General features: G+C 65.4%; 24 protein-coding genes. All 24 read left to right on the forward strand.

From position 1 onward, the window contains the following. Nucleotides 1–180: 180 nt before the first annotated feature. The 24 genes from NLR35_RS28890 (at nucleotide 181) to NLR35_RS29010 (ending at nucleotide 26,313) form a co-directional block, all read left to right on the forward strand. The gene (locus NLR35_RS28890; protein WP_257169939.1) at nucleotides 181–1,731 is read left to right on the forward strand and encodes a sugar ABC transporter ATP-binding protein; all 1,551 of its coding nucleotides are present in this window, start codon (nucleotides 181–183) and stop codon (nucleotides 1,729–1,731) included. Continuing rightward, a complete protein-coding gene (locus tag NLR35_RS28895) occupies nucleotides 1,728–2,720 on the forward strand; it encodes an ABC transporter permease (protein ID WP_257169940.1) in 993 nt (330 codons plus the stop codon). Before NLR35_RS28890 ends, NLR35_RS28895 begins: the two co-directional genes overlap by 4 nt. After that, complete coding sequence (gene yjfF, locus NLR35_RS28900) at nucleotides 2,717–3,742, forward strand: galactofuranose ABC transporter, permease protein YjfF (protein WP_257169941.1); 1,026 nt, start codon at nucleotides 2,717–2,719, stop codon at nucleotides 3,740–3,742. The genes NLR35_RS28895 and yjfF overlap by 4 nt, the downstream gene beginning before the upstream one ends. Beyond that, nucleotides 3,739–4,482 (forward strand): FadR/GntR family transcriptional regulator, encoded by a 744-nt coding sequence (locus NLR35_RS28905; protein WP_257169942.1) that lies wholly within the window; start codon nucleotides 3,739–3,741, stop codon nucleotides 4,480–4,482. Before yjfF ends, NLR35_RS28905 begins: the two co-directional genes overlap by 4 nt. Beyond that, nucleotides 4,479–6,215, forward strand: a complete 1,737-nt coding sequence (locus NLR35_RS28910; protein WP_257169943.1) for an IlvD/Edd family dehydratase — start codon at nucleotides 4,479–4,481, stop codon at nucleotides 6,213–6,215. The genes NLR35_RS28905 and NLR35_RS28910 overlap by 4 nt, the downstream gene beginning before the upstream one ends. Nucleotides 6,216–6,224: 9 nt before the next feature. Further along, the gene (locus NLR35_RS28915) at nucleotides 6,225–7,154 is read left to right on the forward strand and encodes a dihydrodipicolinate synthase family protein (RefSeq protein ID WP_257169944.1); all 930 of its coding nucleotides are present in this window, start codon (nucleotides 6,225–6,227) and stop codon (nucleotides 7,152–7,154) included. A 2-nt stretch (nucleotides 7,155–7,156) separates the two neighbouring features. After that, on the forward strand, nucleotides 7,157–8,083 hold the full coding sequence (locus tag NLR35_RS28920; protein WP_257169945.1) for a Gfo/Idh/MocA family protein: 927 nt from the start codon (nucleotides 7,157–7,159) through the stop codon (nucleotides 8,081–8,083). 4 nt (nucleotides 8,084–8,087) lie between these two features. Continuing rightward, nucleotides 8,088–9,167, forward strand: a complete 1,080-nt coding sequence (locus NLR35_RS28925) for an aldose epimerase family protein (protein ID WP_257169946.1) — start codon at nucleotides 8,088–8,090, stop codon at nucleotides 9,165–9,167. Beyond that, nucleotides 9,167–10,048 (forward strand): SMP-30/gluconolactonase/LRE family protein, encoded by an 882-nt coding sequence (locus NLR35_RS28930; protein ID WP_257169977.1) that lies wholly within the window; start codon nucleotides 9,167–9,169, stop codon nucleotides 10,046–10,048. Before NLR35_RS28925 ends, NLR35_RS28930 begins: the two co-directional genes overlap by 1 nt. Nucleotides 10,049–10,173: 125 nt before the next feature. Further along, nucleotides 10,174–11,244, forward strand: a complete 1,071-nt coding sequence (gene chvE, locus NLR35_RS28935) for a multiple monosaccharide ABC transporter substrate-binding protein (protein WP_257169947.1) — start codon at nucleotides 10,174–10,176, stop codon at nucleotides 11,242–11,244. Between the two features lie 108 nt (nucleotides 11,245–11,352). Then, a complete protein-coding gene (mmsA, locus tag NLR35_RS28940; protein WP_257169948.1) occupies nucleotides 11,353–12,903 on the forward strand; it encodes a multiple monosaccharide ABC transporter ATP-binding protein in 1,551 nt (516 codons plus the stop codon). A gap of 21 nt (nucleotides 12,904–12,924) precedes the next feature. Beyond that, complete coding sequence (gene mmsB / locus NLR35_RS28945) at nucleotides 12,925–14,115, forward strand: multiple monosaccharide ABC transporter permease (RefSeq protein WP_257169949.1); 1,191 nt, start codon at nucleotides 12,925–12,927, stop codon at nucleotides 14,113–14,115. Nucleotides 14,116–14,670: 555 nt separating this feature from the next. Next, nucleotides 14,671–14,991: an STAS domain-containing protein gene (locus tag NLR35_RS28950; protein WP_257169950.1), complete on the forward strand. Its 321-nt coding sequence runs from the start codon at nucleotides 14,671–14,673 to the stop codon at nucleotides 14,989–14,991. 1 nt (nucleotide 14,992) lies between these two features. Next, a complete protein-coding gene (locus NLR35_RS28955; protein ID WP_257169951.1) occupies nucleotides 14,993–15,358 on the forward strand; it encodes a response regulator in 366 nt (121 codons plus the stop codon). Next, complete coding sequence (locus tag NLR35_RS28960) at nucleotides 15,349–17,403, forward strand: chemotaxis protein CheA (protein WP_257169952.1); 2,055 nt, start codon at nucleotides 15,349–15,351, stop codon at nucleotides 17,401–17,403. The genes NLR35_RS28955 and NLR35_RS28960 overlap by 10 nt, the downstream gene beginning before the upstream one ends. Then, nucleotides 17,393–17,923: a chemotaxis protein CheW gene (locus NLR35_RS28965; RefSeq protein WP_257169953.1), complete on the forward strand. Its 531-nt coding sequence runs from the start codon at nucleotides 17,393–17,395 to the stop codon at nucleotides 17,921–17,923. The genes NLR35_RS28960 and NLR35_RS28965 overlap by 11 nt, the downstream gene beginning before the upstream one ends. 31 nt (nucleotides 17,924–17,954) lie before the next feature. Then, complete coding sequence (locus NLR35_RS34275) at nucleotides 17,955–20,336, forward strand: methyl-accepting chemotaxis protein (RefSeq protein WP_306577778.1); 2,382 nt, start codon at nucleotides 17,955–17,957, stop codon at nucleotides 20,334–20,336. A gap of 60 nt (nucleotides 20,337–20,396) precedes the next feature. Further along, complete coding sequence (locus tag NLR35_RS28980) at nucleotides 20,397–21,218, forward strand: protein-glutamate O-methyltransferase (RefSeq protein ID WP_257169954.1); 822 nt, start codon at nucleotides 20,397–20,399, stop codon at nucleotides 21,216–21,218. A gap of 11 nt (nucleotides 21,219–21,229) precedes the next feature. Continuing rightward, nucleotides 21,230–21,856, forward strand: coding sequence for a chemoreceptor glutamine deamidase CheD (gene cheD, locus NLR35_RS28985; protein ID WP_374940871.1), 627 nt, complete (start codon nucleotides 21,230–21,232; stop codon nucleotides 21,854–21,856). 9 nt (nucleotides 21,857–21,865) lie between these two features. After that, a complete protein-coding gene (locus NLR35_RS28990; RefSeq protein WP_257169956.1) occupies nucleotides 21,866–22,924 on the forward strand; it encodes a chemotaxis response regulator protein-glutamate methylesterase in 1,059 nt (352 codons plus the stop codon). A 3-nt stretch (nucleotides 22,925–22,927) separates the two neighbouring features. Beyond that, the gene (locus tag NLR35_RS28995; RefSeq protein WP_257169957.1) at nucleotides 22,928–24,055 is read left to right on the forward strand and encodes a methyl-accepting chemotaxis protein; all 1,128 of its coding nucleotides are present in this window, start codon (nucleotides 22,928–22,930) and stop codon (nucleotides 24,053–24,055) included. Nucleotides 24,056–24,064: 9 nt separating this feature from the next. Continuing rightward, complete coding sequence (locus NLR35_RS29000; RefSeq protein ID WP_257169958.1) at nucleotides 24,065–24,364, forward strand: STAS domain-containing protein; 300 nt, start codon at nucleotides 24,065–24,067, stop codon at nucleotides 24,362–24,364. 6 nt (nucleotides 24,365–24,370) lie between these two features. Continuing rightward, a complete protein-coding gene (locus tag NLR35_RS29005; protein WP_257169959.1) occupies nucleotides 24,371–25,009 on the forward strand; it encodes an ATP-binding protein in 639 nt (212 codons plus the stop codon). Between the two features lie 8 nt (nucleotides 25,010–25,017). Beyond that, nucleotides 25,018–26,313, forward strand: coding sequence for a PP2C family protein-serine/threonine phosphatase (locus NLR35_RS29010; protein WP_257169960.1), 1,296 nt, complete (start codon nucleotides 25,018–25,020; stop codon nucleotides 26,311–26,313).

Here is a 26,313-nt window from a genome sequence, read left to right on the forward strand (position 1 = left end):
AGCCAGGACCTATGACCACCGTCGCTGATGAGGCCATGGTATTAGCCAAGTGCCTCAATCGACTATTCTGCGGTATGGGTCCCGGCTTTCGCCGGGACGACGGAGATAGATCGCTGACGCCCGCACGTTTTGCGGACGTCAGCTTTCCGAATGTTGGCCAAGTAGTTCGTGTCGTTCGTCATGTCTGATCCTTCAGCTCCGCCGGCCGCACGTCCAGCCCTGCTGGACATCCGCGGTCTGTCGAAGAGCTTCGGTACGCTGAAAGCGCTTGATGGCGTCGACTTCACCCTCGGTGAAGGCGAGATCCATGCGCTGCTGGGCGAGAACGGCGCCGGCAAGTCGACCCTCATCAAGGTCGTCACCGGCGTGTTCGCGCGTGACGCCGGCACGGTGCGGCTCGCCGGCCGCGAAATCGCGCCGCGCTCCGCCAAGGACGCCGTCGATGCCGGCATCGCCACCGTCTATCAGGAAGTAAACCTGCTGCCGAATTTGTCGGTGGCGCAGAACCTCTATCTCGGCCGCCAGCCGACGCGCTTCGGCGTCGTGCGCGAGGGCGAGATGAAGCGGCGGGCGCGTGCGCTGCTGCTGGATTACGGCCTGGACATCGATGTCGGCGCGCCGCTTTCGAGCTACTCGGTCGCGGTCCAGCACATCACAGCGATCGCGCGCGCGGTCGATCTCTCCGCGCGGGTCCTCATTCTCGATGAGCCGACCGCGAGCCTCGATCGCCATGAGGTCGAGATCCTCTTCAGCGTGATGCGCAAGCTGGCGGATCGCGGCATCGGCATCGTCTTCGTCAGCCATTTCCTCGACCAGGTCTATGAGATCTGCGACCGCGTCACCGTGCTGCGCAACGGCCGGCTGATCGGTTCGCGCGACATTGCCGACTTGCCGCGGCTCGACCTTATCCGAATGATGCTCGGACGCGAGCTGGCCGAAACCACGCATGAGCGTGCGGCCAGCCAGCCCGACACCGCCCGCGAGGTCTGCGTCAGCTTCAAGGGCTTTGGCAAGCAGGGCTATGTCGCGCCGTTTGATCTCGAGCTGCGCCGCGGCGAAGTCGTCGGGCTCGCCGGGCTGCTCGGCTCCGGCCGGACCGAAACGGCCCGGCTGGTGTTCGGCGCCGAGCGCGCCGACAGCGGCGAGGCCACCATCGACGGCAAGGCGATCAAGCTGAACTCCCCGCGCGATGGCGCCGGGCTCGGCTTCGGCTACTGCCCGGAGGAGCGCAAGACCGAGGGTATCGTCGCCGATCTCACCGTGCGCGAGAACATCGTGCTGGCGCTGCAGGCGCGGCGTGGGCTGCATCGTCCGCTGTCGCGGCGCGAGCAGGACGAGATCGCGATGCGCTACATCCGCATGCTCGACATTCGCCCGCCGGACCCGGAGCGGCCGATCGGGCTGCTGTCCGGCGGCAATCAGCAGAAGGCGCTGCTCGCGCGCTGGCTGGCGACGTCGCCGAAGCTGCTGGTGCTGGACGAGCCCACGCGCGGCATCGACGTCGGCGCCCATGCCGAGATCATCCGGCTCGTCCGCGAGCTGTGCGACCAGGGTCTGGCGCTGCTCGTCATCTCCTCGGAGCTCGATGAGATCGTGACCTACTCGAACCGGGTCGTGGTGCTGCGTGATCGCGAACACGTCGAGGAACTGAAGGGCGAGGCGATCGAGGTATCCAGCATTCTCGCGGCGATTGCCGCAGATAGTGCGCCGGCGCACGAGGCCGCATCATGACGCTCCGCATTCCCCGCCGCGGCATGGCGCAGGTGCTGGCCTTGATCATCATCCTGATGATCGATCGCCTGGTGTCGCCGCAGTTCTTCAACCTGCATCTGCAGGACGGCCGGCTGTTCGGCAGCGTGATCGACGTGCTCAACCGCGGCACGCCGGTGGCGCTGCTGTCGCTCGGCATGGTGCTGGTGATCGCCACCGGCGGCATCGACCTCTCGGTCGGCGCGGTCATGGCCATCGCCGGCGCGACCGCGGCGAGCCTTGCCGACACGCACTCGCTGCCGGTGGTGATCGCCTCCGCGCTGGCCGTCGGCCTCGCCTGCGGACTGTGGAACGGCATCCTCGTTGCCGTGCTGCGCATTCAGCCGATCGTCGCGACACTGATCCTGATGGTCGCCGGCCGCGGCATCGCGCAGCTGATCACGGAGGGGCGCATCGTCACCTTCACCTCTCCCGACCTCGTGTGGATGGGCAACGGCGCCGTGCTCGGCCTGCCCACGCCCGTCGTCATCGCGCTCGGCATGCTGCTGCTGACGGCCGCGGTCGTGCGCGGCACCGCGCTCGGCCTCCTGATCGAGGCGACCGGCGGCAACGCGCGCGCCAGCGAGCTGTCCGGCGTCGGCACGCGCGCGATGATTCTGTCGGTCTACATCTGGTGCGGCTTGTGCGCGTCGCTCGCGGGCGTCATCGCCGCCGCTGACATCATGGGTGCCGATGCCAACAATGCCGGCCTCTGGCTCGAGCTCGACGCGATCCTCGCGGTCGTGATCGGAGGCACCTCGCTGTTCGGCGGCCGCTTCAGCCTTGTGCTCGCGGTGGCCGGCGCGCTGATCATCCAGGCCATGAACACCGGCATTCTGCTGTCGGGCTATCCGCCGGAGCTCAATCTGCTGGTGAAGGCGGTGGTCGTGCTCGCTGTTCTCCTGGCGCAGTCGCCGCGGCTCGGCGATCTCTCGCGCTTCACCGCGCGCTGGCGGAGGACCAAGCCATGAAGGCCTCGACCTCGGTTGCGATCACCGCCTTCGTGCTGGTCGCCGGCTTCGCGCTGTGCGCGCTGCAATTCCCGAACATCGCCTCGACCCGTGTCGTCGCCAATCTGCTCACCGACAACGCCTTCCTCGGGATCGTCGCGGCCGGCATGACCTTCGTCATCATCTCCGGCGGCATCGATCTCTCCGTCGGCTCGGTGATCGGCTTCACCACCGTGTTCACGGCGCTGGCGATCGAGCGCTGGGGCATCCCGCCTTTCGCCGCGTTCGCAATGGTGCTGGTGCTCTGCGCGCTGTTCGGCGCCGCCATGGGCACCGTCATCCACGTCTTCGAGCTGCCGCCGTTCATCGTGACGCTCGCCGGCATGTTCCTGGCGCGCGGCGTGAGCTTCCTGCTCTCGACCGAATCGATCCCGATCACTGCCCCGATCTACAGCGCCGTTTCCGATTTTGCGATCAGGTTGCCCGGCGGCGGGCGGCTCACCGCGATCGCGATTGCGATGCTGGTCATCCTCGTCGTCTGCGCGCTGCTGCTGCACCTGACCCGATTCGGCGCCAACGTTTATGCGCTCGGCGGCAGCCGGGCTGCGACGGCGCTGATGGGCATTCCGGTGGGGCCGATGACGGTCCGCATCTATATGCTGTCCAGCGTGCTCGCGGGCCTCGCCGGCATCGTCTTCTCCTTCTATACCGCGGCCGGCTATTCGCTGTCGGCGGTTGGCGTCGAGCTCGATACCATCGCCGCTGTCGTGATCGGCGGAACTTTGTTGACGGGCGGGCAGGGCTCCGTCATCGGCACCTTTCTTGGCGTCCTGATCCAGGGCATGATCCAGACCTACATCAATTTCGACGGCACGCTGTCGAGCTGGTGGACCAAGATCGCCACGGGGGTTCTGTTGTTCGTCTTCATTGCGCTGCAGCAAGGTCTGATGGCGCTCGCGCGCCGCTCATCGCTCAAACCGGCAGGCGCCAAGCCTGTGGACGTCAAGCCCGTCGAGGCCACGCCCGCGGGGGCGCCGACATGACGTCGTCGCACATCGTCTCGATCCCGACGCGGCGCGCCCATTCCAACCACGCCGAGGTCGCCCGCAGCATCGGCATCGACATCATCTCGGGTCGTCTCGGCGAAGGTGCGCGGCTGCCTGGCGATGCCGAGCTGACCGCAACCTTCGGCGTCTCCAGGCCGGTGCTGCGCGAAAGCGTCAAGACGCTGGTCGCGAAAGGCCTGCTCTCGACCAAGGCACGCGTCGGCACCGTTGTGCGCGAGCGCTCGGCCTGGAACATGTTCGATCCGGACGTGCTGGCGTGGCATCTCGACGCGGGCATCGACAAGCGCTTCCTCTCCGACCTCGCCGAGATCCGGCTGGCCATCGAGCCGCGCGCTGCCGCGCTCGCGGCCGAACGCCGCACCGACGACGACGTCGCCGAGATGCGCAAGGCGATGGCGCAGATGGAGCGCGAGCCGTCGACCTCGGTGGCGTTCGCCGAAGCCGATCTGGCGCTGCACATCGCGGTCGCCAACGCCTCCGGCAATCCCTTCATGCGCTCGATCGGCGCGGTCATCGAGGCGGCGCTGCGCGCGTCCTTCGTCTTGAGCGCGCCCGTCGAGACCGCCGATCGCGACACCGTGCTGGTCTGGCACCAGCGCATCATCGATGCGATCGCCGACGGCAATCCCGAGGGCGCCTCGGAAGCCATGATCGAAGTCATCTACAACGGCCGGCGGCGTCATGCGCAATCGGCTGCACGAACGGACCAGGAATGAGCAACGACAAATCAGACAAGCAGCTGCGCAGCCAGGCGTGGTTCGGCCGCCAGGACAAGATGGGCTTCTATTATCGCTCATTCCTGAAGAACAGCGGCACGCCGCAGGACCGCTTCGAAGGCCGCCCGGTCATCGGCATCTGCAACACCTGGTCGGAGCTGACGCCCTGCAACGCGCATTTCCGCGTCATCGCCGAGCATGTCCGCCAGGGCGTGCTGGATGCCGGCGGCTATCCGCTCGAATTCCCGGTCTCCTCGCTCGGCGAGGTGACGATGCGCCCGACCGCGATGCTGTTCCGCAATCTCGCCTCGATGGATGTCGAGGAGGCGATCCGTGCGCATCCGCTCGACGGCGTCGTGCTGCTGATGGGCTGCGACAAGACCACGCCGGCGCTCTTGATGGGCGCGGCCTCGGCCGACCTGCCGGCGATCGGCGTCTCCGGCGGTCCGCAGCTGCGCGGCGTCTATCGCGGCCAGATCATCGGCTCCGGCACCAACATCATCTCGATGAGCGAGCAGCTGCGCGCCGGCGAGATCACCTTGAAGGAATTCCATGAGGCCGAGGCGGGCATGAACCGCTCCGCCGGCAGCTGCATGACCATGGGCACGGCCTCGACGATGGCCTCGATGGTCGAGGCGCTCGGCATCGGTCTGCCCGAGAATGCCGCGATCCCCGCTGCCGACGCGCGCCGCAATCTGCTGGCCCGGATGGCCGGCCGGCGCATCGTCGAGATGGTCCACGAGGACCTCAAGCCGTCGGACATCCTGACGCGCCAGGCGTTCGAGAATGCGATCCGGACGCTGGCGGCGATCGGCGGTTCGACCAATGCGGTGGTGCATCTGCTCGCCATCGCCGGCCGTATCGGCGTCGAACTTTCGCTCGATGATTTCGACCGGCTGTGCCGCGACGTGCATTGTCTCGTCGACCTGATGCCGTCGGGCCGCTTCCTGATGGAGGACTTCTACTACGCGGGCGGCCTGCCGGCGGTGCTGCGCGCGCTCGGCGAGCGCGGCCTGCTGCACAAGGACGCGCGGACGGTCAACGGCAAGACGCTGTGGGACAACGTCGCCGAGGCGCCCAACTACAACGCCGAGGTGATCACGCCGTTCGAAACCCCGTTCAAGACGGAAGCCGGCATCGCCATTCTCAACGGCAATCTTGCGCCCAACGGCGCGGTCATCAAGCCGTCGGCGGCCTCGCCGGAGCTGATGAACCACACCGGACGCGCGGTGGTGTTCGAGAGTGTCGAGGAGATGCATGACGCTGTCGACGACGACAATCTCGACATCGACGCGTCCTGCATCATGGTGCTGAAGAACTGCGGTCCGAAGGGCTATCCGGGCATGGCCGAGGTCGGCAACATGCCGCTGCCGGCGAAGGTGCTGCGCCAGGGCGTGCGCGACATGATCCGCATTTCCGACGCGCGCATGTCCGGCACAGCCTACGGCACGGTGGTGCTGCACGTCGCCCCCGAAGCCACCGTCGGCGGCCCGCTGGCGCTGGTGAAGAACGGCGACATGATCACGCTCGACGTTCCCGGCCGCCGCCTGCATCTGCATGTCAGCGACGAGGAGCTGGCCGCGCGCCGCGCCGCCTGGACGCCGCCGAAGCCACATGCCGACCGCGGCTATCAGAAGCTTTACATCGATCACGTGCTGCAGGCCGATCGCGGCGTGGATTTCGACTTCCTGGTCGGCCGCACCGGCTCGCCGGTGCCGCGCGACAATCACTAAGAGGGGCCCATGACCGCTTCCGCCAAAAAGCTCTACAAGGGCGTCTTCCCGGTGGCGCCGACCGTGTTCGACGCCGACGGCCGTCTCGACCTCGAGGGCCAGAAGCGCGCGATCGACTTCATGATCGACGCCGGCTCGCACGGCATCTGCATCCTCGCCAATTTCTCCGAGCAGTTCGTGCTGACCGATGACGAGCGCGATCTGGTCATGACCACAGTGCTGGAGCATGTCGCGGGCCGCGTGCCGATCATCGTCACGACCACGCATTTCTCGACCTTCGTCTGCGCCGAGCGCTCGCGTCGCGCGCAGGACAAGGGTGCGGCGATGGTGATGGTGATGCCGCCCTATCATGGCGCGACCTTCCGCGTGCCCGACAGCGCGATCTATGAGTTCTATCGCGGCGTGTCGGATGCGATCTCGATTCCGATCATGGTGCAGGACGCACCCGTCGCCGGCACGCCGCTGTCGGTGCCGCTGCTGACGCGCATGGCCAAGGAGATCGAGAACCTCGCTTATTTCAAGATCGAGGTGCCGCGCGCCGCCGACAAGCTGCGCGCGCTCATCGAGGCAGGCGGTGAGGCCATCGAAGGTCCGTGGGACGGCGAGGAGGCGATCACCCTGATGGCCGATCTCGACGCCGGCGCCACCGGCGCGATGACCGGCGGCGGCTATCCCGACGGGATCAGAAAGATCATCGATCCGTATTTCGCGGGCGATCGTGACGCTGCCGCCGCGGCCTATGAGCGCTGGCTGCCGCTGATCAACCACGAGAACCGGCAGTGCGGGCTTGCGACCTGCAAGATCCTGATGAAGGCGGGCGGCGTGATCAAGCACGACACGCTGCGCAGCCCGCAGCCGCCGATCCATCCGGCGACGCAAAAGGGCCTGATCGAGATCGCGCGCCGGCTCGATCCGCTCGTGCTGCGCTGGGGACGCTAGAGATGAGCGAGCTTCGTGTCGCCATCGTCGGCTTCGGCAAGATCGCCAAAGACCAGCACGTGCCGGCGATCGCCGCCACCGAGGGCGTGACCTTGACGGCGGTGGCGAGCCGCAACGCCTCGCTGCCTGGCCTGCCGCATTTCGGCTCGATCGAGGAGCTGCTGCGCGACGGGCCGGAGATCGATGCGGTCGCGCTGTGCACGCCGCCGCAGGTGCGCCGCGCCCAGGCGCTGGTCGCGCTCGAGGCCGGCAAGCATGTGATGCTGGAGAAGCCGCCGGGCGCCGCCGTGAGCGAGCTCGATCCGCTGGTCACGCTCGCTGCCAAGAAGCAGCGCACGCTGTTTGCGACCTGGCATTCGCGCTATGCGCCCGCCGTCGAGCCGGCGCGCGAGTGGCTGGCGTCGCGCGAGATCCGCAGCGTCCGTATCGACTGGAAGGAGGACGTGCGCGTCTGGCATCCGGGACAGGCCTGGATCTGGCAGCCGGGCGGGCTCGGCGTGTTCGATCCCGGCATCAACGCGCTGTCGATCCTGACCCGCATCCTGCCCGAGCCGGTGTTCGTCACCGAAGCAGAGCTGTCGTTCCCGTCGAACTGCCAGGCGCCGATCGCGGCGAACCTGTCGATGTCGACGGCGAACGACCTGCCGATCGCGGCCGAGTTCGACTTCCGCCAGACCGGGCCGCAGAGCTGGGACATCCGGATCGAGACGGACGCCGGACAGCTGAAACTGTCACTCGGCGGCGCGCGCATGACCTTGGATGACCAGGTGATGATCGACGAGAAGGAGCGGGAATATCCCGGTCTCTATCGCCGCTTCGTCGAGCTTGCGAAGACCGGCGCCAGCGACGTCGATCTCGCGCCGCTGCGGCTGGTGGCCGATTCCTTCCTGCTCGGCCGCCGCAACATCGTCGAGCCGTTCGAGGACTGAAGCTATGGCTGAGCCTGATATCACCAGGGATGTGTTTGGCAGCCTGCCGGATGGCCGCGAGGTCGAGCGCGTCACCCTGCGTGGCGGCAACGGTTTCGAAGCCCGGATCATCACCTTCGGCGCCGCTCTGCAGGCGCTGCTGGTGCCGGATGCGCATGGCGCCGTCGACGATGTCGTGCTCGGCCATGACGACCTGCTGAGCTACGTCAAGCTCCGCAAATTTTTCGGCGCAACCGTCGGCCGCTACGCCAACCGCATCGCCGGCGCGCGCTTCACGCTCGATGGCGACGATGTGCGCCTGGAGGCCAATGACGGCGCGCATGCGCTGCATGGCGGCCCGGATGGTTTCGACCGCAAGCTCTGGCAGATTGTTGCCACCGAGGACGGCGAGCAGCCCTCGGTGACGCTGCTCTATGTCAGCCCGGACGGAGAGGCGAACTATCCGGGACGGCTCGACGTCCGTGTCACCTATCAGCTCACCGGGCCGGCGGAGTTGTCGGTGATCTTCGCGGCACGCACCACCCGCACCACGATCGTCAATCTGACCAATCACAGCTTCTTCAATCTCGACGGCCTTTCGGCCGGCACCGGCATTCTCGACCATCGATTGACGGTCGCGGCCGACCATTATCTCGCGATCGACGAGACCGCGATCCCGCTGCCGGGACCGCCGCATGACGTTGCCGGCACGCCGTTCGATTTCCGCGACGCGCAGGCGATCGGCGCGCGCATCCGCGCTGACGATGCGCAGATCAAATGCGGCCGCGGCTATGATCATAATTTTTGCCTGCGTGCTGGCGATGGCGTCCGCCTCGCGGCCCGGCTCGAGTCGCCACGCTCGGGGCGAGTCATGGAGCTGCTGACGGATCAGCCCGGCCTGCAGGTCTATTCCGGCAACTACATCGATGCGACCGTCAGCGGGAAGGGCAGGGTGTTCCGGCAGTCCGATGCGCTCTGCCTGGAGCCGCAGGTCTGGCCTGACACGCCGAACCGTCCGGATTTTCCGAGCGCCCGGCTGGCGCCCGACGACGTCTACAAGCACCAGACCGTGTACCGCTTCTCGGCCGCGGGAGCGCCGGCATGATGGAGCAGGTGCCCACCACGATCCTCTGCGCCGAGCATTGCCATCTCGGCGAGGGGCCGACCTACGATCCAACAACCGACACCGCCTGGTGGTTCGACATCCGCGAAGGCCTGCTGTTCGAAGCCGGCATTGCCAGCGGCGAAGTTCGCCGCCATCTGCTCGGCAAAATGGCGAGCGCGCTCGGCCGCATCGATGCGAAGCGGCAGCTGATCGTGACCGAGGACGGGCTTTACATCCGCAGCATCGCCGACGGCGCGCTGGAGCTGTACCGGCCGCTCGAGGCCGACAATCCGGCGACGCGGTCGAACGACTCGCGCGTGCATCCCTCCGGCACGTTCTGGATCGGCACCATGGGCCGCAAGGCCGAGCGCGGGCTGGGCGCGATCTACGCGCTGCACCGCGGCGAGATTGTCCGCCTGTTTCCGAACGTCACCATTCCCAACGCGATCTGCTTCTCGGCGGACGGCGCGATCGGCTATTTCGCGGATACCGACGATAACGTGCTCTACCGCGTTGCGCTCGATCCGCAGACCGGCCTGCCGCGTGGCGCGCCGGAGGTGCTGCTGCGCCATACCGGCAAAGGCGGCCTCGACGGCGCGGTCGTCGATGCCGAGGGACGGATCTGGAACGCGCGCTGGGGCGGCGGTTGTGTCGACGTGTACAGCCCGCAGGGCGAGCATCTGCGGTCGGTCTCGGTTCCCGCCAGCCAGGCGAGCTGCCCGGCCTTCGTCGGCTCCGATCTCTCGCGCCTGCTGGTCACGTCGGCCTGGCAGGACATGGACGCCGCGGCCAAGGCGGCCGATCCCGGCCACGGCCAGACCTTTCTGCTCGACGTCGGCGCCCGGGGGCGCGCCGAGCCTGACGTCGTGCTGTCGATCTGAGAGGAGGAACAATCAAGTCGAGCGTCGTTCAGCCTAACAGCTAACTGGTATCAGCATACGCAATCGCGTATGTCTTATTGAAATTCGAAAATCCAACAGTTCGAAAATCCAAGAGGGAGTGAAGCATGCTGAATTTGAAGACCATCATGGCCGCCGCTTTGGCCGGCCTCGGCGCCCTGGCGCTGTCCAGCGCCGCCATGGCGCAGAGCAAGGGGACCGTCGGCATCGCGATGCCGACCAAGTCCTCGGCGCGCTGGATCGACGACGGCAACAACATCGTCAAGGTGCTGAAGGAGCGCGGCTACAACACCGACCTGCAATATGCCGAGGACGACATCCCGAACCAGCTCTCGCAGATCGAGAACATGGTGACCAAGGGATCCAAGGTGCTGGTCATCGCCGCGATCGACGGCACCACGCTGTCCGACGTGCTGAAGCAGGCCAAGGCCAAGGGCATCACCGTGATCGCCTATGACCGTCTGATCCGCGATACGCCGAACCTCGACTATTACGCGACCTTCGACAACTTCCAGGTCGGCGTGCTGCAGGCGCAGTCGATCGTCGACAAGCTCGGCCTGAAGGACGGCAAGGGCCCGTTCAACATCGAGCTGTTCGGCGGTTCGCCGGACGACAACAACGCGTACTTCTTCTACAACGGCGCGATGTCGGTGCTGCAGCCCTATCTGGACTCCGGCAAGCTCGTGATCGGTTCCGGCCAGAAGGGCATGGACAAGGTCGCGACCCTGCGCTGGGACGGCGCCACCGCCCAGGCCCGCATGGACAACCTGCTGAGCGCCTTCTACGGCAAGAAGCGCGTCGACGCCGTGCTGTCGCCCTATGACGGCCTGTCGATCGGCATCATCTCCTCGTTGAAGGGCGTGGGCTATGGCAGCGCCGATCAGCCGATGCCGGTGATCTCGGGTCAGGACGCCGAGGTGCCGTCGATCAAGGCCATGCTGCGCGGCGATCAGTATTCGACCATCTTCAAGGACACCCGCGATCTCGCCAAGGTGACCGCCGACATGGTCGATGCCTCGCTCAGCGGCAAGGAAGTCCAGGTCAACGACACCAAGACCTATAACAACGGCGTCAAGGTCGTTCCGTCCTACCTGCTCAAGCCGGTCGTGGTCGACAAGAGCAATTGGGAGAAGGTTCTGATCGACAGCGGCTACTACAAGAAGGCCCAGTTCCAGTAATCCTGGTTGAGGACTCAAGCACCCCTTCCCGGTCTTCCGGGGAGGGGGAATCCTATTGAAGCTCGCGCGGCGGGGGCGGGCCGGCGTCATGAACAGAGACACGAGACGATGACCGCAATCCTGGAAATGCGAAACGTCAGCAAGAGCTTCGGCAACGTGCAGGCCTTGCGCGACGTCAGCTTCGCCGTCGAGCCCGGCGAGATCCACGCGCTGGTCGGCGAGAACGGCGCCGGCAAGTCGACCCTGATGAAGGTGCTGAGCGGCGTCTATCCGCACGGCCGCTACGAGGGCCAGATCATCTTCGAGGGCGAGGAGCGGAAGTTCCGCGACATCAATGATTCCGAGGCGCTCGGCATCATCATCATCCACCAGGAGCTCGCGCTGATTCCGCTGATGACGATCGCGGAAAACATCTTCCTGTCGCATGCGCCGCAGCGCTTCGGCGTCATCGATCGCGACGAGGTCTACCGCCGCACCCAGCAATTGCTGGCGCAGGTCGGCCTGAAGGAATCGCCGGATACGTTGATCACCGATCTCGGCGTCGGCAAGCAGCAGCTGGTCGAGATCGCCAAGGCGCTGTCCAAGCGCGTCAAGCTCCTGATCCTGGACGAGCCGACCGCCAGCCTCAACGAGGCCGACAGCCAGGCACTGCTCGACCGTCTCGTCGCCTTCCGCGAGCAGGGCATCTCCTCGATCCTCATCACGCACAAGCTCAACGAGGTCGCGCGCGTCGCCGACCGCATCACGGTATTGCGCGACGGCCGCAGCGTCGACGGCATCGACTGCCGGGCCGAGCCGGTCCTGGAGGACCGCATCATCAAGAGCATGGTCAACCGCGACATGGCGCACCGCTTTCCCGAGCGCCAGCCGAAGATCGGCGAGCCTGTGTTCACCGTCGAGAACTGGTCGGTGTTCCATCCGCAGCATCCGGACCGCCGCGTCATCAAGAACGTCGATTTCCAGGTGCGCCGCGGCGAGATCGTCGGCATCGCCGGGCTGATGGGCGCCGGCCGCACCGAGTTCGCGATGAGCCTGTTCGGCCGCTCCTGGGGCGTGAACATCTCGGGCCGCGCCAGGCTCGAAGGCCATGACGTCAATCTCACCAGCGTGCCCGCCGCGATCGATGCCGGCCTTGCCTATGTCACCGAGGACCGCAAGCAGCTCGGCCTGATCCTGGCTGACGACGTCCGCAAGAACATCACGCTCGCCAGCCTCGCCCAGGTCGCCTCGAAGGGGGTGATCGACGACATCGCCGAGCTCAAGGCGGCCTCCGGCTACCGCGGCCGCATGCGCATCCGCTGTTCGGACGTCTATCAGGAGGCCGGCCAGCTCTCCGGCGGCAACCAGCAGAAGGTCGTGCTGTCGAAATGGCTGATGACCGATCCCAAGGTGTTGATCCTGGACGAGCCGACCCGTGGCATCGACGTCGGCGCCAAATATGAGATCTACTGTATCATCCAGGAGCTTGCGGATGCCGGCCGGGGTGTGGTGGTGATCTCGTCGGAAATGCCGGAGCTGCTCGGAATCTGCGACCGGATCTGCGTCATGAACGACGGCGCCTTCGTCGGCGAGTTCGCAGGCGCAGACGCCACGCAGGAAAAGATCATGCGCGCCATCATGCGCAACGAAGCCATCAAGAACCAGGAGACGGCCGCTTAAGCGGTCGGGAGGACACCAGCCATGACCGACAAGACGGTTTCACTCCCGGAAGAGAAGCCCCACGCCGGCTTCCTGAAGAACAATCTGCGCAGCTACGGCATGCTGATGTCGCTGTTCGTCATCATGCTGTTCTTCCAGATCATGACCGACGGCACCTTGCTGCAGCCGCTCAACCTGACCAACCTGGTGCTGCAGAACAGCTACATCGTCATCATGGCGCTGGGCATGCTGCTGGTGATCGTGACCGGGCATATCGACCTGTCGGTCGGCTCGGTCGCCGGTTTCGTCGGCGCGGTCGCGGCCGTGCTGATGGTCCGCTATCACGTCGACTTTCCGCTCGCCATCATCGCCTGCCTGATCGTCGGCGGCGCGATCGGCGCGGCGCAGGGCTATTGGGTCGCCTATTTCGGCATTCCGTCCTTCATCGTCACGCTGGCCGGCATGCTCGTGTTCAAGGGCCTCGCGCTGGCGCTGCTGCAGGGACAGTCGGTCGGACCGTTCCCGGGCACGTTCCAGAAGCTCTCGTCAGGATTCATTCCGGAGCTGATTTCCAGCTCCGGAAATCTCAACCTGACCTCGATCCTCATCGGCGCGGTGCTGACGCTCGTCCTGGTCTATGCGAGCGTCAAGGGACGGGCCCGCGAGGTCGAGCATGGCATCGAGGTCGAGCCGTTCGGCCTGTTCGCCGCCAAGAACGTCGTGCTGGCCGGCGTGCTGATGTACTTCACCTACCTGATCGCCTCGCATCGCGGCCTGCCGAACGTGCTGGTCATCATGATCGCGTTGATCGCGCTGTACGGCTTCATGACGCGCCGCACAGTGGTCGGCCGGCAGATCTATGCGGTCGGCGGCAACGCCAAGGCGGCGAAGCTGTCGGGCATCAAGACCGAGCGGCTGGTGTTCCTGACCTTCGTCAACATGGGCGTGCTGGCGGCCCTCGCCGGCCTGATCTTCGCGGCCCGTCTCAACACGGCGACGCCGAAGGCCGGTCTCGGCTTCGAGCTCGACGTCATCGCGGCCTGCTTCATCGGCGGCGCCTCGGCCTATGGCGGCGTCGGCCGTGTCGGCGGCGCGGTCATCGGCGCGATGATCATGGGCGTGATGAACAACGGCATGTCGATCCTCGGCATCGGCATCGACTATCAGCAGGTCATCAAGGGCCTGGTGCTGCTCGGCGCCGTCTGCATCGACGTCTACAACCAGCGCCGCTAGCCGCGCGCCGGCACTTCGCTGTCGGCCGCTCCCGGCGATCCGTCAGAAGATGTAGAGAGGCCAGCGTTTCCGACGCTGGCCTCTCTGCACATCAGCGTGCATGCGAGAGCAGCCCGTAAAAGCCCGGTCGGATCGCCTAGCCGTAATCTCCCGGGTCGTGACTGCGACAGTTCGGACCAATTCCCTTAACACCCGCGTTGCTATCAGCCTGGTGAACGAGCCGGGTGGATCACGCATGTCTAGCTATCATGGCCTCACGACATCTCGCGCAAGCGCCTCGGGCGTTACGAACGACGATGCTGTCGTAGCTGCGATCGATCCGCCTGTTCCGGCCGGTCATCATGGATCCGAGCACGCCAAGGTAGAGGAGCCGTACTAATACGGCTCTGATATTTAACAGTCCAACAATCGCTTCCCACGCAATTTGAACGAGTTGACGCGCGCAAACGCTGAGTCTGTCGGGTGAACTCAAGGTCGTTTTTCAGTCCGTGGCGTCACCGGCGCCGCGGCCGGAGCTCGAAGGCCCCAGCTCGAAGGCCCCATGGAATTTAAGGCATGACGGACGCCAACGCTACAAACCCTGCCGCGACCGATGACACTCCGGACGTCGCTCATGCGCTGCCTCAGATGCTCGATCTGACGCAGGCCGCGCCGTTGCGCGACGAGATGGTCCGACTGGCGGGCGCCGGCGGCATTGCGCTCGATGCGAGTGGCGTGGAGCGGATGTCGACGCCGTGTGTGCAGATCCTGCTCGCGGCGGGACGTGGCGCGGAGGCGGCAAGCAAGTCCTTCAAGATTACGCAGGCATCCGAGCTGTTCCGGACGGCGGTGGCCGAACTCGGACTTCGGAGCGAATTTGACAAGTGGATGGAGTGACATGACCAAGCGAATTCTGGCAGTCGACGATTCGAAGACCATGCGCGACATGGTGACCTTCACCTTGAAGAAGGCCGGCTTCGAAGTGGCGGAAGCCGAGGACGGCAAGGCGGCGCTGAACGTGCTGACCGGCAGCAAGTTCGACTTGATCATCACCGACCTGAACATGCCGAACATGGACGGCATCTCACTGATCAAGAACGTGCGCGCCGGAAGTCAGCACCGTGGCGTGCCGATCCTGATCCTGACGACCGAAAGCGATGGCGCCAAGAAGGCCGACGGCAAGGCGGCCGGGGCGACGGGATGGCTGGTGAAGCCGTTCAATCCCGAGCAATTGATCGCGACGGTCAACCGCGTATGTCCGTGACATCCGAGCAAGAAACCTATCCCGTCGCGCAGTTTCGCAAGACCTATTTCGAGGAATGTGCGGAGCTGCTCGACGCGCTGCAGTCGAACCTCGAGCTGTTGTCCAGCGGGCAGGAGGATGAGGAGACGCTGCACGCGATCTTCCGGTCGGTGCACTCGATCAAGGGGGGAGCCGGCGCTTTCGGCTGTACCGATCTCGTAGCGTTCTCGCATACGTTCGAGAGCCTGCTCGACGCGCTGCGTGACAACAAGATCGCCGCGACCCAGGAGATCAAGCAGTTGCTGCTTCGCGCGAGCGACGCGCTCGCCGACATCGTGAACGCGGCGCGGCTCGAGCAGCAGCTGCCGCCCAATTTTGCCGCCGATATCAGCATTGCCATGCGAGACGCGCTTCAGAGCGCGGGCCAGGCAGTCGAGGCGGCGGTCGGGTCTGTCGCGACCGAGACGAAATCGCTCGGCGAGCAGAAATATCGCATCCGCTTTCGGCCGCATACGGAGATGCTGAAGAAGGCGAACGAGCCGCTGCTGCTGATCAGGCAGCTGCGCAAGCTCGGCACGCTCTCAACCGAGGTGGACAGCTCCGGCCTGCCGGCGCTCGATCAGCTCGATCCGGAAGCGGCCTACTTCAACTGGACGTTCACGCTCGAGACGGCCGTCCAGCGCAGCGCCATCCAGGACGTCTTCGAGTTCGTCGAGGATGATTGCGATCTCGAGATCGAGCTGATCGAAGCCGCGGCCGGCCCGGCCGAGACGGTTGCCAGCGAGGCAGGCGGTCCGCTCGCTTCCGCCGTGGCCGCGGTCAGTGTGGCCCAATCCATCCGCGTCGATGTCGACAAGGTCGATCGGCTGGTCAATCTCGTCGGCGAGCTCGTGATCAGCCAGGCCATGCTGACGGAGCAGGGCCTTGGGTTGCCGGCCGACAAATATCCGCAGCTCATCCAGGGCATCGAGGCGCTCGCCCAGAGCGCCCGTGAGCTGCAGGAAAGCGTGATGGCGATCCGCGCGCAGCCGGTGAAGTCCGTGTTCGCGCGGATGCCGCGGATCGTGCGCGAACTCGCGGCGACGCTGGGAAAGGAGGTCCGCATCGTGACCTCCGGAGAGATGACGGAGATCGACAAGACGGTCATCGAGCAGCTCAACGATCCCTTGACACACATGATCCGCAATGCGCTCGATCACGGCATCGAGCCGCCGGCGGAGCGCGCGGCCGCCGGCAAGCCGCGTCAGGGCACGATTCACCTGTCGGCCGCGCAGCGCAGCGGCCGTATCGTCATCGAGGTTTCGGACGACGGCCGGGGCATCAACCGCGAGAAGATCCTCGCCAAGGCGAGGGCGCGCGACCTGGTGCCGGCGGGCGCCAGTCTGACGGATGAGGAGATCGACAATCTCATCTTCCTGCCGGCGTTCTCGACCGCCGATGTGATCTCGAACATCTCGGGTCGGGGTGTCGGCATGGATGTCGTCAAGCGCAACGTGCAGGCGCTGGGCGGCCGGATCTCGGTGCGCTCGCGCTTCGGGCAGGGCTCGTCCTTCACGCTGTCCTTGCCGCTCACCCTCGCGGTGGTCGACGGCATGGTGGTGTCGGTCGGGCGCGAGACCTTCATCATTCCGCTCGTCGCCATCGTCGAGAATCTGCGGCCGCAGACGGCCGACATTCATCCCGTCGTCGGGCGCGGCCACGTCCTGGCGTTGCGCGGCGAGTATCTGCCGCTGGTCTATCTGCATCGTGTGTTCTCGATCGGCGATGCGATCGGTGATCCGTGCCGCGGCATCGTGATCATCGTGCAGAGCGAAAGCGCCGGACGCGTCGGCATCGTCGTCGACGAACTCCTCGGCCAGCAGCAGGTCGTCGTGAAGAGCCTGGAGGCGAACTACGAGCCGGTCGAGGGCATCAGCGGCGCCACCATACTCGGCAATGGCCGGGTTGCGCTGATCCTCGACGTCGCACGCCTTCACGAGATCGATGTGCGCGGAGCAGCCGGGCGGCTGCCAACGCCGGACTCATCGAAAGCCGAACCCCCAAAGGACCTGATCCATGCAGCCTGACAACAAGCCGGCCGCGAATTTCGGCCAGGACGCAGCCGTCAGCGAGAACGTGCAGCAGTTCATCACCTTCACGCTCGGCGAGGAGGAATACGGTATCGACATCATGGTGGTCCGCGAGATCAAGGGGTGGACCGAGACCACGATGATCCCCAATGCGCCCGCCCATGTGCGCGGCGTGATCAATCTGCGCGGCGTCATCGTGCCGATCTTCGATCTGCGCGCCCGCTTCGGCACCGGCGTCACCGTTCCGACCAACATGCATGTGGTCATCATCGTGGCGGCGGGAACGCGTACGGTGGGGCTGCTGGTCGATACGGTCTCCGACATCATCTCGGTCGATCCCAAGCAGATCCGCGACGTGCCCGACATGGGCGTGCCGATCGAGGATCAGTTCCTGGAGGGCTTGGTGGCGATCCAGGAGCGGATGGTGACCCTGGTGTCGCTGTCCGGCCTGTTCGGGATGTCAGCTGAGTCCGTCAAGCGTGCGGCCGCTTCGGCCGATGCGGCAGTTGCCGCTTGAACTCATTCACAAGTCATTCTGAGAGATCGTCATGAGCGACACATACGAGGACAACATCATGCAGGATTTCACCGCTGACGGCGCTCCGGGCGAGGACAAGGCGAAGCCGAAGGCACGATCACGCTCGCGCAGCAGCCGTTCGCAGCCCGCGGCCGTCAAGGCGCCTGCCGCGCGCGCGACGCCGCGTGACGATCTCATGGCCATGGTGGCTGAACGGGTGACCAGCGCCGTCATGCTGGTCGACGGCGACCTCAAGATCACTTATCTCAACGCCGCCTCGAAGCAGTTGTTCGGCCAGCATCTCTCCGAATTCCGCAAGGTCTGGCCGAGCTTCGACCCGACGGCGATGATCGGCACGTGCATCGACGTCTTCCATCGTAATCCGGCGCATCAGCGGACGATGCTGGCCAACCCGGCCAATCTGCCGTTCAAGACCGACATTTCGGTCGGTCCGCTCAAGATCTCGCTGAGCGTCAATGCGATGCGCGGCGCTCACGGCAATCACGGCTTCATGCTCGAATGGGCCGACGTGACCGACATCCGCAGTCAGGCGTCGCAGCTCGCGGCGATCGATCGCTCGCAGGCGATGATCATGTTCTCATTGGATGGCACGATCCTGGAGGCGAATGAGAACTTCCTGCGCACGCTCGGCTACTCGCTCGCGGAGATCAAAGGGCAGCACCACTCGATGTTCGTCGAGCAGAGCTATCGGCAGTCGTCGGAATACCGAATGTTTTGGGACAAGCTCGGTCGTGGCGAATATGACGCGGGCCAGTACAAGCGGATCGGCAAGGGCGGCCGCGAGGTCTGGATCCAGGCGAGCTACAATCCGATCCTGGATCAGTCGGGCAAACCGTTCAAGGTGGTGAAATACGCCACCGACATCACCGGCGAGGTGACCCGCAACGCCGATTTCGCCGGCCAGATCGACGCCATCAACAAGGCCCAGGCGGTGATTCAGTTCACCCTGGATGGCAAGATTCTGGAAGCCAACGACAATTTCCTCAACACGCTCGGCTACTCACTGACCGAAGTCAAGGGACAGCATCACTCGATGTTCGTTGACGCGGTCCAGCGCAGCTCGACTGAATATCGGATGTTCTGGGACAAGCTCGGGCGTGGAGAATACGACGCGGGTCAGTACAAGCGGATCGGCAAGGGTGGACGCGAAGTCTGGATTCAGGCCAGCTACAATCCGATCCTGGGCCCCGACGGCAAGCCGTTCAAGGTCGTCAAATATGCCACCGACGTGACGGATCAGGTCAAGGCGGCCGAGGTGCTTCAGACGGCCGTCCGCCAGACGCAGGCCGTGGTCGATGCGGCCAAGAACAATGATCTGCGCGAGCGCATTCCGCTCGATGGCAAGACCGGGGAGATCGCTCAGCTCTGCGATGGCGTCAACGGGCTGTTGGATACGATGTCGTCGATCCTCGCCGACGTCATGGAAAGCTCGCACACCTTGTCGAGCGCCGCGCGCGAGATTGCGAACGGCAACACCGACCTGTCGCAGCGGACCGAGGAGCAGGCGGCCAGCCTGGAAGAGACGGCCGCCAGCATGGAGGAGTTGACCTCGACCGTGCGTCAGAACGCCGAGAATGCGCAGCAGGCCAACAAGCTCGCGTCGTCGGCGTCCGACGTCGCGATCAAGGGAGGCACGGTTGTTGCCGAGGTGGTGCAGACCATGGACGGCATCACACATGCGAGCCGCAAGATCGCCGACATCATCGGCGTGATCGACGAGATCGCGTTTCAGACCAACATCCTTGCGCTCAACGCCGCGGTCGAAGCCGCGCGCGCGGGCGATCAGGGCCGCGGCTTCGCAGTCGTCGCGGCCGAGGTGCGCAACCTCGCTCAGCGCAGCGCCAATGCGGCCAAGGAGATCAAGGGGCTGATCTCGGATTCGGTCTCGAAGGTGGAGTCCGGCTCGCGCCTGGTCGATACCGCCGGCAAGACGATGGAGGAGATCGTGCAGTCGGTGAAGCGCGTGACCGACATCATGGCGGAGATCTCGGCTGCCTCGCAGGAGCAGCGCGGCGGCATCGAGCAGGTCAACAATGCCGTCACCCAGATGGACAAGGTCACGCAGCAGAACGCCGCGCTGGTCGAGGAAGCCGCTGCTGCCGCCAAGTCCATGGAGGAGCAGACCGAGACAATGGCCGAGATGGTCGGCCGCTTCATGATGCTGCCGGAGTTCGACCGAGGCCGGCCCTATGCGGCCAAGACCGGCAATCCGGTGGTCGACCGCTCGCTGGGCGCCGGCAAGGACAAGCTTGCGACGATGCGCGGTCCCGGCGCGAGGCCCGCGCCGGCCGCCGCGCCGCGGTCGCCATCCCCGGCGCCACGCAGCTCGGAGGCCGAGCCCGCGCGTCGGCGGGTCGTCGGAGCGGGCGACGTCGATTGGAAGGAGTTCTGAGCCGTCGACAGACGCCCCCGATGATTCGGGGGCGTCTCGCCGAAGTGCCGGGAGATCATCGTGCAGGAACAATACGCGCTCGAAGACAAGGACTTTCGCAAGCTGTCGAAGCTTGTGATGGATACGGCCGGCATCGTGCTGAGCGAGCGCAAGCGTGCCTTCATCCACGGGCGGCTCGGGCGGCGGCTGCGCGTGCTCGGCCTGTCCAACTTCTCGCAATATTGCCGCCTGCTCGAGACCAGCGGCGGCGACGACGAACTGCGTAACTTCATCAACGCGGTCACCACCAACCACACGAACTTCTTCCGCGAAGCGCATCATTTCGATTATCTCGCGCGGGTCATCCTTCCCGCGCTCGCCACCGACAATGCGCTCACCGAGCGCGTGCGCATCTGGTCGGCCGGCTGCTCGACGGGCGAGGAGCCCTACAGCATCGCGATGACCGTCGCGGCCGGCCCGCGGGTCCTGATGGATTGGGATCTGAAGATCCTCGCCACTGATCTGGATACCAACGTGACGGCGCACGCCGCGCAGGGGATCTATGAACTGGATCGGACGACCAGCATTCCCGACGCCTATCGCAAGCGCTTCACGCGAATGCGCGATGGTAACGTCGTCATGAACGATGAGATCTGCGATCTCATCACCTTCGCCAATCTCAATCTGCTCGGTCCGTGGCCGATGTCCGGACCGTTCGACGTCATCTTCTGCCGCAACGTGGTCATCTATTTCGACAAGCCGACCCAGATGCGGCTGTTCGACCGCTACGCGGATCTCATCAAGCCGGACGGCTGGCTCATCATTGGCCATTCCGAGAACCTGCTCGGCGTCACCGACCGTTTCGAACTGGTCGGGCGCACGATCTATCGGAGGATCCGATGATGAAGTCCAGGATGAGGCGGCGCCACGCTCCTCCGACGGTGCCGACCGATGAGATTGCCACGGGTGCGCGGCGCTACCGCGACAGCCGCTTCGACGCGGTCGCCATCAAGGTGTTCCCCGGCGAGCACTACGTCACCGATGTCGAGGACGAGATGCTCGTCACCGTGCTCGGCTCCTGCGTGGCCGCCTGCATCCGCGACCCAAAGACCAAGGTGGGCGGCATGAACCATTTCATGCTTCCGGAGAGCTTCGGCACCTGGGGGGATGCGTCTGACAGCATGCGCTACGGCAACGTCGCGATGGAGCGGCTGATCAATGACATCCTCGCGCGCGGTGGCGCCCGCCGCCGGCTCGAGATCAAGGTGTTCGGCGGCGCCAACGTGCTGAATGGAGTCGCCAAGATCGGGCATCGCAACGCCGACTTCGTCGAGGACTATCTGGCCGCAGAGAACCTACCGATCGCTGCGTATCACCTGCGCGGCTCGCTGCCGCGCCGCGTTCACTATTTCCCTGCGACCGGTCGCGTGATGCTGCTCGAGCTGCCGCGCGTCGAGCATGAGGCGCTGGTCCGCAACGAGACCTCTTACAAATCCAAGATCCAGGTCGAGCCGGTCGCTGGCTCCGTCGAGCTCTTTTGAGGCAGTGAAATGAGTGCCATTCGTGTTCTGGTCGTCGACGATTCGGCCTTCGTCCGTCAGGTTCTGACTGAGATCCTGTCGAGCGATCCGGCCATCGACGTCGTCGGCGCGGCGCCCAATCCGATCGTGGCGCGCGACATGATCAAGACGCTGCATCCCGACGTCCTCACGCTCGACATCGAGATGCCGCGCATGGACGGCCTCGCCTTTCTCGACAAGATCATGACGCTGCGGCCGATGCCCGTGCTGATGATTTCGTCCCTGACGCAGAAGGGCGCCGACACCGCCGTCCGCGCGCTGGAGATGGGCGCCTTCGATTGCGTGGCAAAGCCCGTGATTGGTCTGGTGGAGGGACTGCCGGCGATGCGCAACGAGATCGTCAGCAAGGTCAAGGCCGCCGCCACGGCAAAGATCCGTGCCCGGTCGGGCGAACAGGTCAAGCCGATCCAGCGGCCCGGCGTCTCCTACAATTCCTCCGAGAAGATCATCGCGATCGGCGCGTCGACCGGCGGCGTCGAGGCGCTGCAGGAACTGCTGATGGCATTTCCCTCGGATGCGCCGGCCGCCGTCGTCACGCAGCACATGCCGGCAATGTTCACTGCGTCCTTCGCCGGCCGGCTGAACCAGCTCTGCGCGGTGACAGTGAAGCAGGCCGTCAGCGGCGAGCGCGTGCTGCCCGGCCATGTCTATATCGCGCCGGGCGGCTTTCACATGGAGCTCGCGCGCAACGGCGCCAATTATGTCTGCCGCGTTCACGACGAACCCGCCGTGTCCGGCCATCGGCCTTCGGTCGATGTTCTCTTTCGATCGGTCTCGCATGCCGCCGGACCCAATGCGATTGGAGTGATCCTGACCGGCATGGGACGGGACGGCGCCGTCGGTCTGCTGGAGATGCGCTCGGCGGGCGCGCCGACGATCGGGCAGGACGAAGCGAGCTGTGTCGTCTACGGCATGCCGAAGGCTGCGCGCGAATGCGGGGCGGTCGAGACCGAGCTGCCGCTCAACAAGATTGCCGATCACGTGCTGAGGCGGTGTGAATCGCTCGCTGGTCGCGGCGTCAGGGTGTAGTTCATGTTCGGTTGGAAGCAGAGCAGAGCGGCAGCAGCACGGTCGCCAAATCCTGAGCCGCCGGCGCCGCCGCTGGTGCCGGACTCCGTGTCCAAGCAGGACGAGCTGTTGCGTCGCTGGATGTCCTTTGCCGGGATGCAGCAGCGCGTGATCAGGACGCTGGTCGGCGAGATCCAGCAGACCTCCGCGGTCGTGGAAACGGAAGCGGATAGTCTGAGCAGCCGCTTCCAGCGACTGGCGGTCTGCGCCGGACAGCAGACCGAACGCGTCGAGAGCCTGAGCAAGCTCGCGATCGGCATCGAGGTCGACGGTGAGGCCGTGGCGATCGATCGCATCGCCGGCCTGCTTGAGGAAACCTTGAGCGATGTCGTCGAGAAAATCCTGCTGTTGTCGAAGGACGCCATGTCGATGGTGTACGCGCTGAGCGAGCTCAACGCCAACGTCAATCGCGTCGACAGCTGCATGGAGGAGCTCAACAAGATCAACAAGGTCACCAACATGCTGGCGCTCAATGCCAGGATCGAGGCGGAGCGGGCCGGGGCGGCCGGTGCAGCCTTCCGGGTGGTCGCCGGAGAGGTGCGGGAGCTGTCGGGCGCGACGCAGCGTCTGTCGGTCGACATGGACGCCGAGCTGAAGGCGGTCACCGAGGGCATCGCCAATGGTCATGCGACCCTGCAGCGCGTCGCGACCATCGACATGTCGCAGAACCTGATGGCCAAGGACCGGCTCGAGGTCCTGATGAATGCCTTGATCCAGCGCAGCGGCAATCTGACGGAGGTGGTCGGCGAGGCGATGAAGGAGGCCGAGGTGATCTCGGCCGACGTCGCCGGCATGGTCACCGGCATCCAGTTCCAGGATCGGACGCGGCAGCGGCTGGAGCATGTCGTCGATACGCTGCGCGTGGTCGACGAGGCCCTCGACGAGCTGAAGGCGACGACGGCGGAGACTATCGATGCGCCTGTCGTCGAGACGGCGGACGACAATGAATGGGTGACGGCGATGCTCGATCGCTTCACGCTCGGCGAGCTGCGGTCGCGGTTCGTGGCCCAGATCATCGAGGGCAAGCAGCCGGTCGATCACGGCGAGGTTGCTGCTGCTCCAACCGAGACCGGTACGGTCGAACTCTTCTAGGAGGCTTTCATGCAGATGCAGATCGACCGGACGGGCGGGCAGATCGCCATGAGCGGCGAGTTCACCTTCACCGACCATATTCCTTTCAAGCAGATGGTCACCGAGATCCTCGCCGCTCCCGGCAAGGCCGTGGTCATCGACGTTTCGAAGCTCGATTTCATCGACTCCGCAGGCTTGGGCATGCTGCTGCTGGCGCGGGACGAAGCCAAGAAGAGCCATCGCGAGCTGATCCTGCGCCGGCCGAGCGGACAGGTGAAGCGCATGTTCGCGGTGACCAAGTTCAACACGCTCTTCAAGGTGGAGGAGTGATCCGGGATGGACGTGTCGGTCGATGAGCACGCTGACGCTGATATGCGCGTGTCGTGCTGGGACGGCGCCTCCGATGAGACGCTGCAGGCGGCGCTCGCATACCCCGTGCGGCGATGCATGGAAGTCGACATCATCGACGGTGGCAATGATCGAGCCGATCGCGAGCCGGCTGCCGGAGATCGCCTGAGCCTGCTCGTCACGACGCGCTCCGCCTATCGCCATTCGATCGTGAGGACGTTCGTGGAGGGCTTGAGCAAGCGCCTGCCGCTGACCGAGGATCTGAAGATCAGGATCTCCAGCGCGGCCCAGGAGGCGCTGATGAATGCCGTCCTGCATGGCAATCTGGCGATCGACGGCGAGCTGCGCGGCAGCCTCGATGGCCTCATCGCCGCGCAGGAGATCATCGAAGCCAAGCTGAACTCGCCGGAGATCGGCGGCGCCGTCATCCGCCTCGACGCCGCCTGGACGGCGGCCTGCGTCGAGATCACGATCCGCGACAGCGGGGACGGCTATGACTACAGCGGCGTCCGCCCGGCGGCCGAGGACGGCGCCTCGGGACGCGGGCTGGAGATTCTCCAGGTGTTTTCCGATGCCGTGACGGTGCTGAATGGCGGCACGACAGTGCGGCTCGAGTTTCACCGATGAGCCCGGTCATGAGCACGGTCGAGACCACGGTCGACGATCGCGTCGTGCCGGAAGGGCTTACGGATGCCCGGATCCTGATCGCCGACGATGATCCTCTGTGCCGCCGTCTGGTCGCCGGTGTGCTGCGCGCCCAGAAGTTCACCAATATCGCGTTTGCCGAGGGCGGGCTGTCGGCGGTGGAGCAGGTGCGTCGCTTTCGGCCCGACCTGCTGCTGCTCGACATGCAGATGCCGGACATGAGTGGGCTGGAGGTCTGTCGCCAGATCCGCGCGCAGCCTGATTTTGCCGATGCGCCGATCCTGGTGCAGACCGCCACCGTCGATCGCAAGAGGATGGGCGAGCTGTTCGCCGCGGGCGCGTCGGATTTCCTGTCCAAGCCGATCAATCCGTCGGAGCTGATCGCCCGCGTGGTAGTTCATCTCGATCGCTGGAACTCGCTGCGCGCCTTGCGTGACTATCGTGAGCGCATCTCGGGGGAGCTCGAAGCCGCCCGCCGCATGCAGGTCGAGCTGCTGCCGGATCCCATCACCCTGCAATGGGCGGCGCGCACCGCCGATCTGCGGATCGCCAGCTACAACAGGTCGTCCTCGGAGCTCGGCGGCGATCTTTGGGGCATGCTCCCGATCAACAATGGCGCATTCGGAATCTTTCTCGCCGACTTCACAGGGCACGGCATCAATGCGGCCTTGAATACGTTTCGCCTGCATGCGCTGATCCATGAGTACAAGGGGCTGCACGACGATCCCGGCGCATTGCTGTCGATGCTGAACGAGCGACTCGTCCGTCTGCTGCGCGTCGGACAGTTCGCGACGTTCATGTACGTCGTCGTGGATCATCGCGCCGGCGTGTTGAAATGCGCCTCCGCAGGTGCGCCGCCGGCCATTCTGATCCAGGGAGCGAACGGTCGCGCGCGCCTCTGCGACAGCAGCGGATTTCCGCTGGGGGTCGAGCGCGGCGTGCGATATCGCACCTCGCGCCGCAAGTTCCCGGTAGGCTCGCTGCTGCTGCTGTTCAGCGACGGTCTTTCCGAATTCCCGGATGCAACAGGAGGCCGGGTCGGTGACGATGGGCTGAAGGCGGCGCTCGATGCCTGCGGGCCCGCGCTCACGCCGCAGGAGGTCATCCAGCGGCTCTGCGCCACTGCCGGCATGAGCGATAGTTGCCCGTTGCCCGACGACACGACGATCGTGTGCCTCGATCGGCGCGCGATGCCGCGCTCGCGCGGCCAGAGCGCGAGCGGCCACGGCTCGAGCGATCGCGCCGCGAGCCAGCCGGCGGCGAACTCGTCCCACGGAGGCCGCTGA

The sequence above is a fragment of the Bradyrhizobium sp. SRS-191 genome (assembly GCF_024586915.1).
Classification (GTDB): domain Bacteria; phylum Pseudomonadota; class Alphaproteobacteria; order Rhizobiales; family Xanthobacteraceae; genus Bradyrhizobium.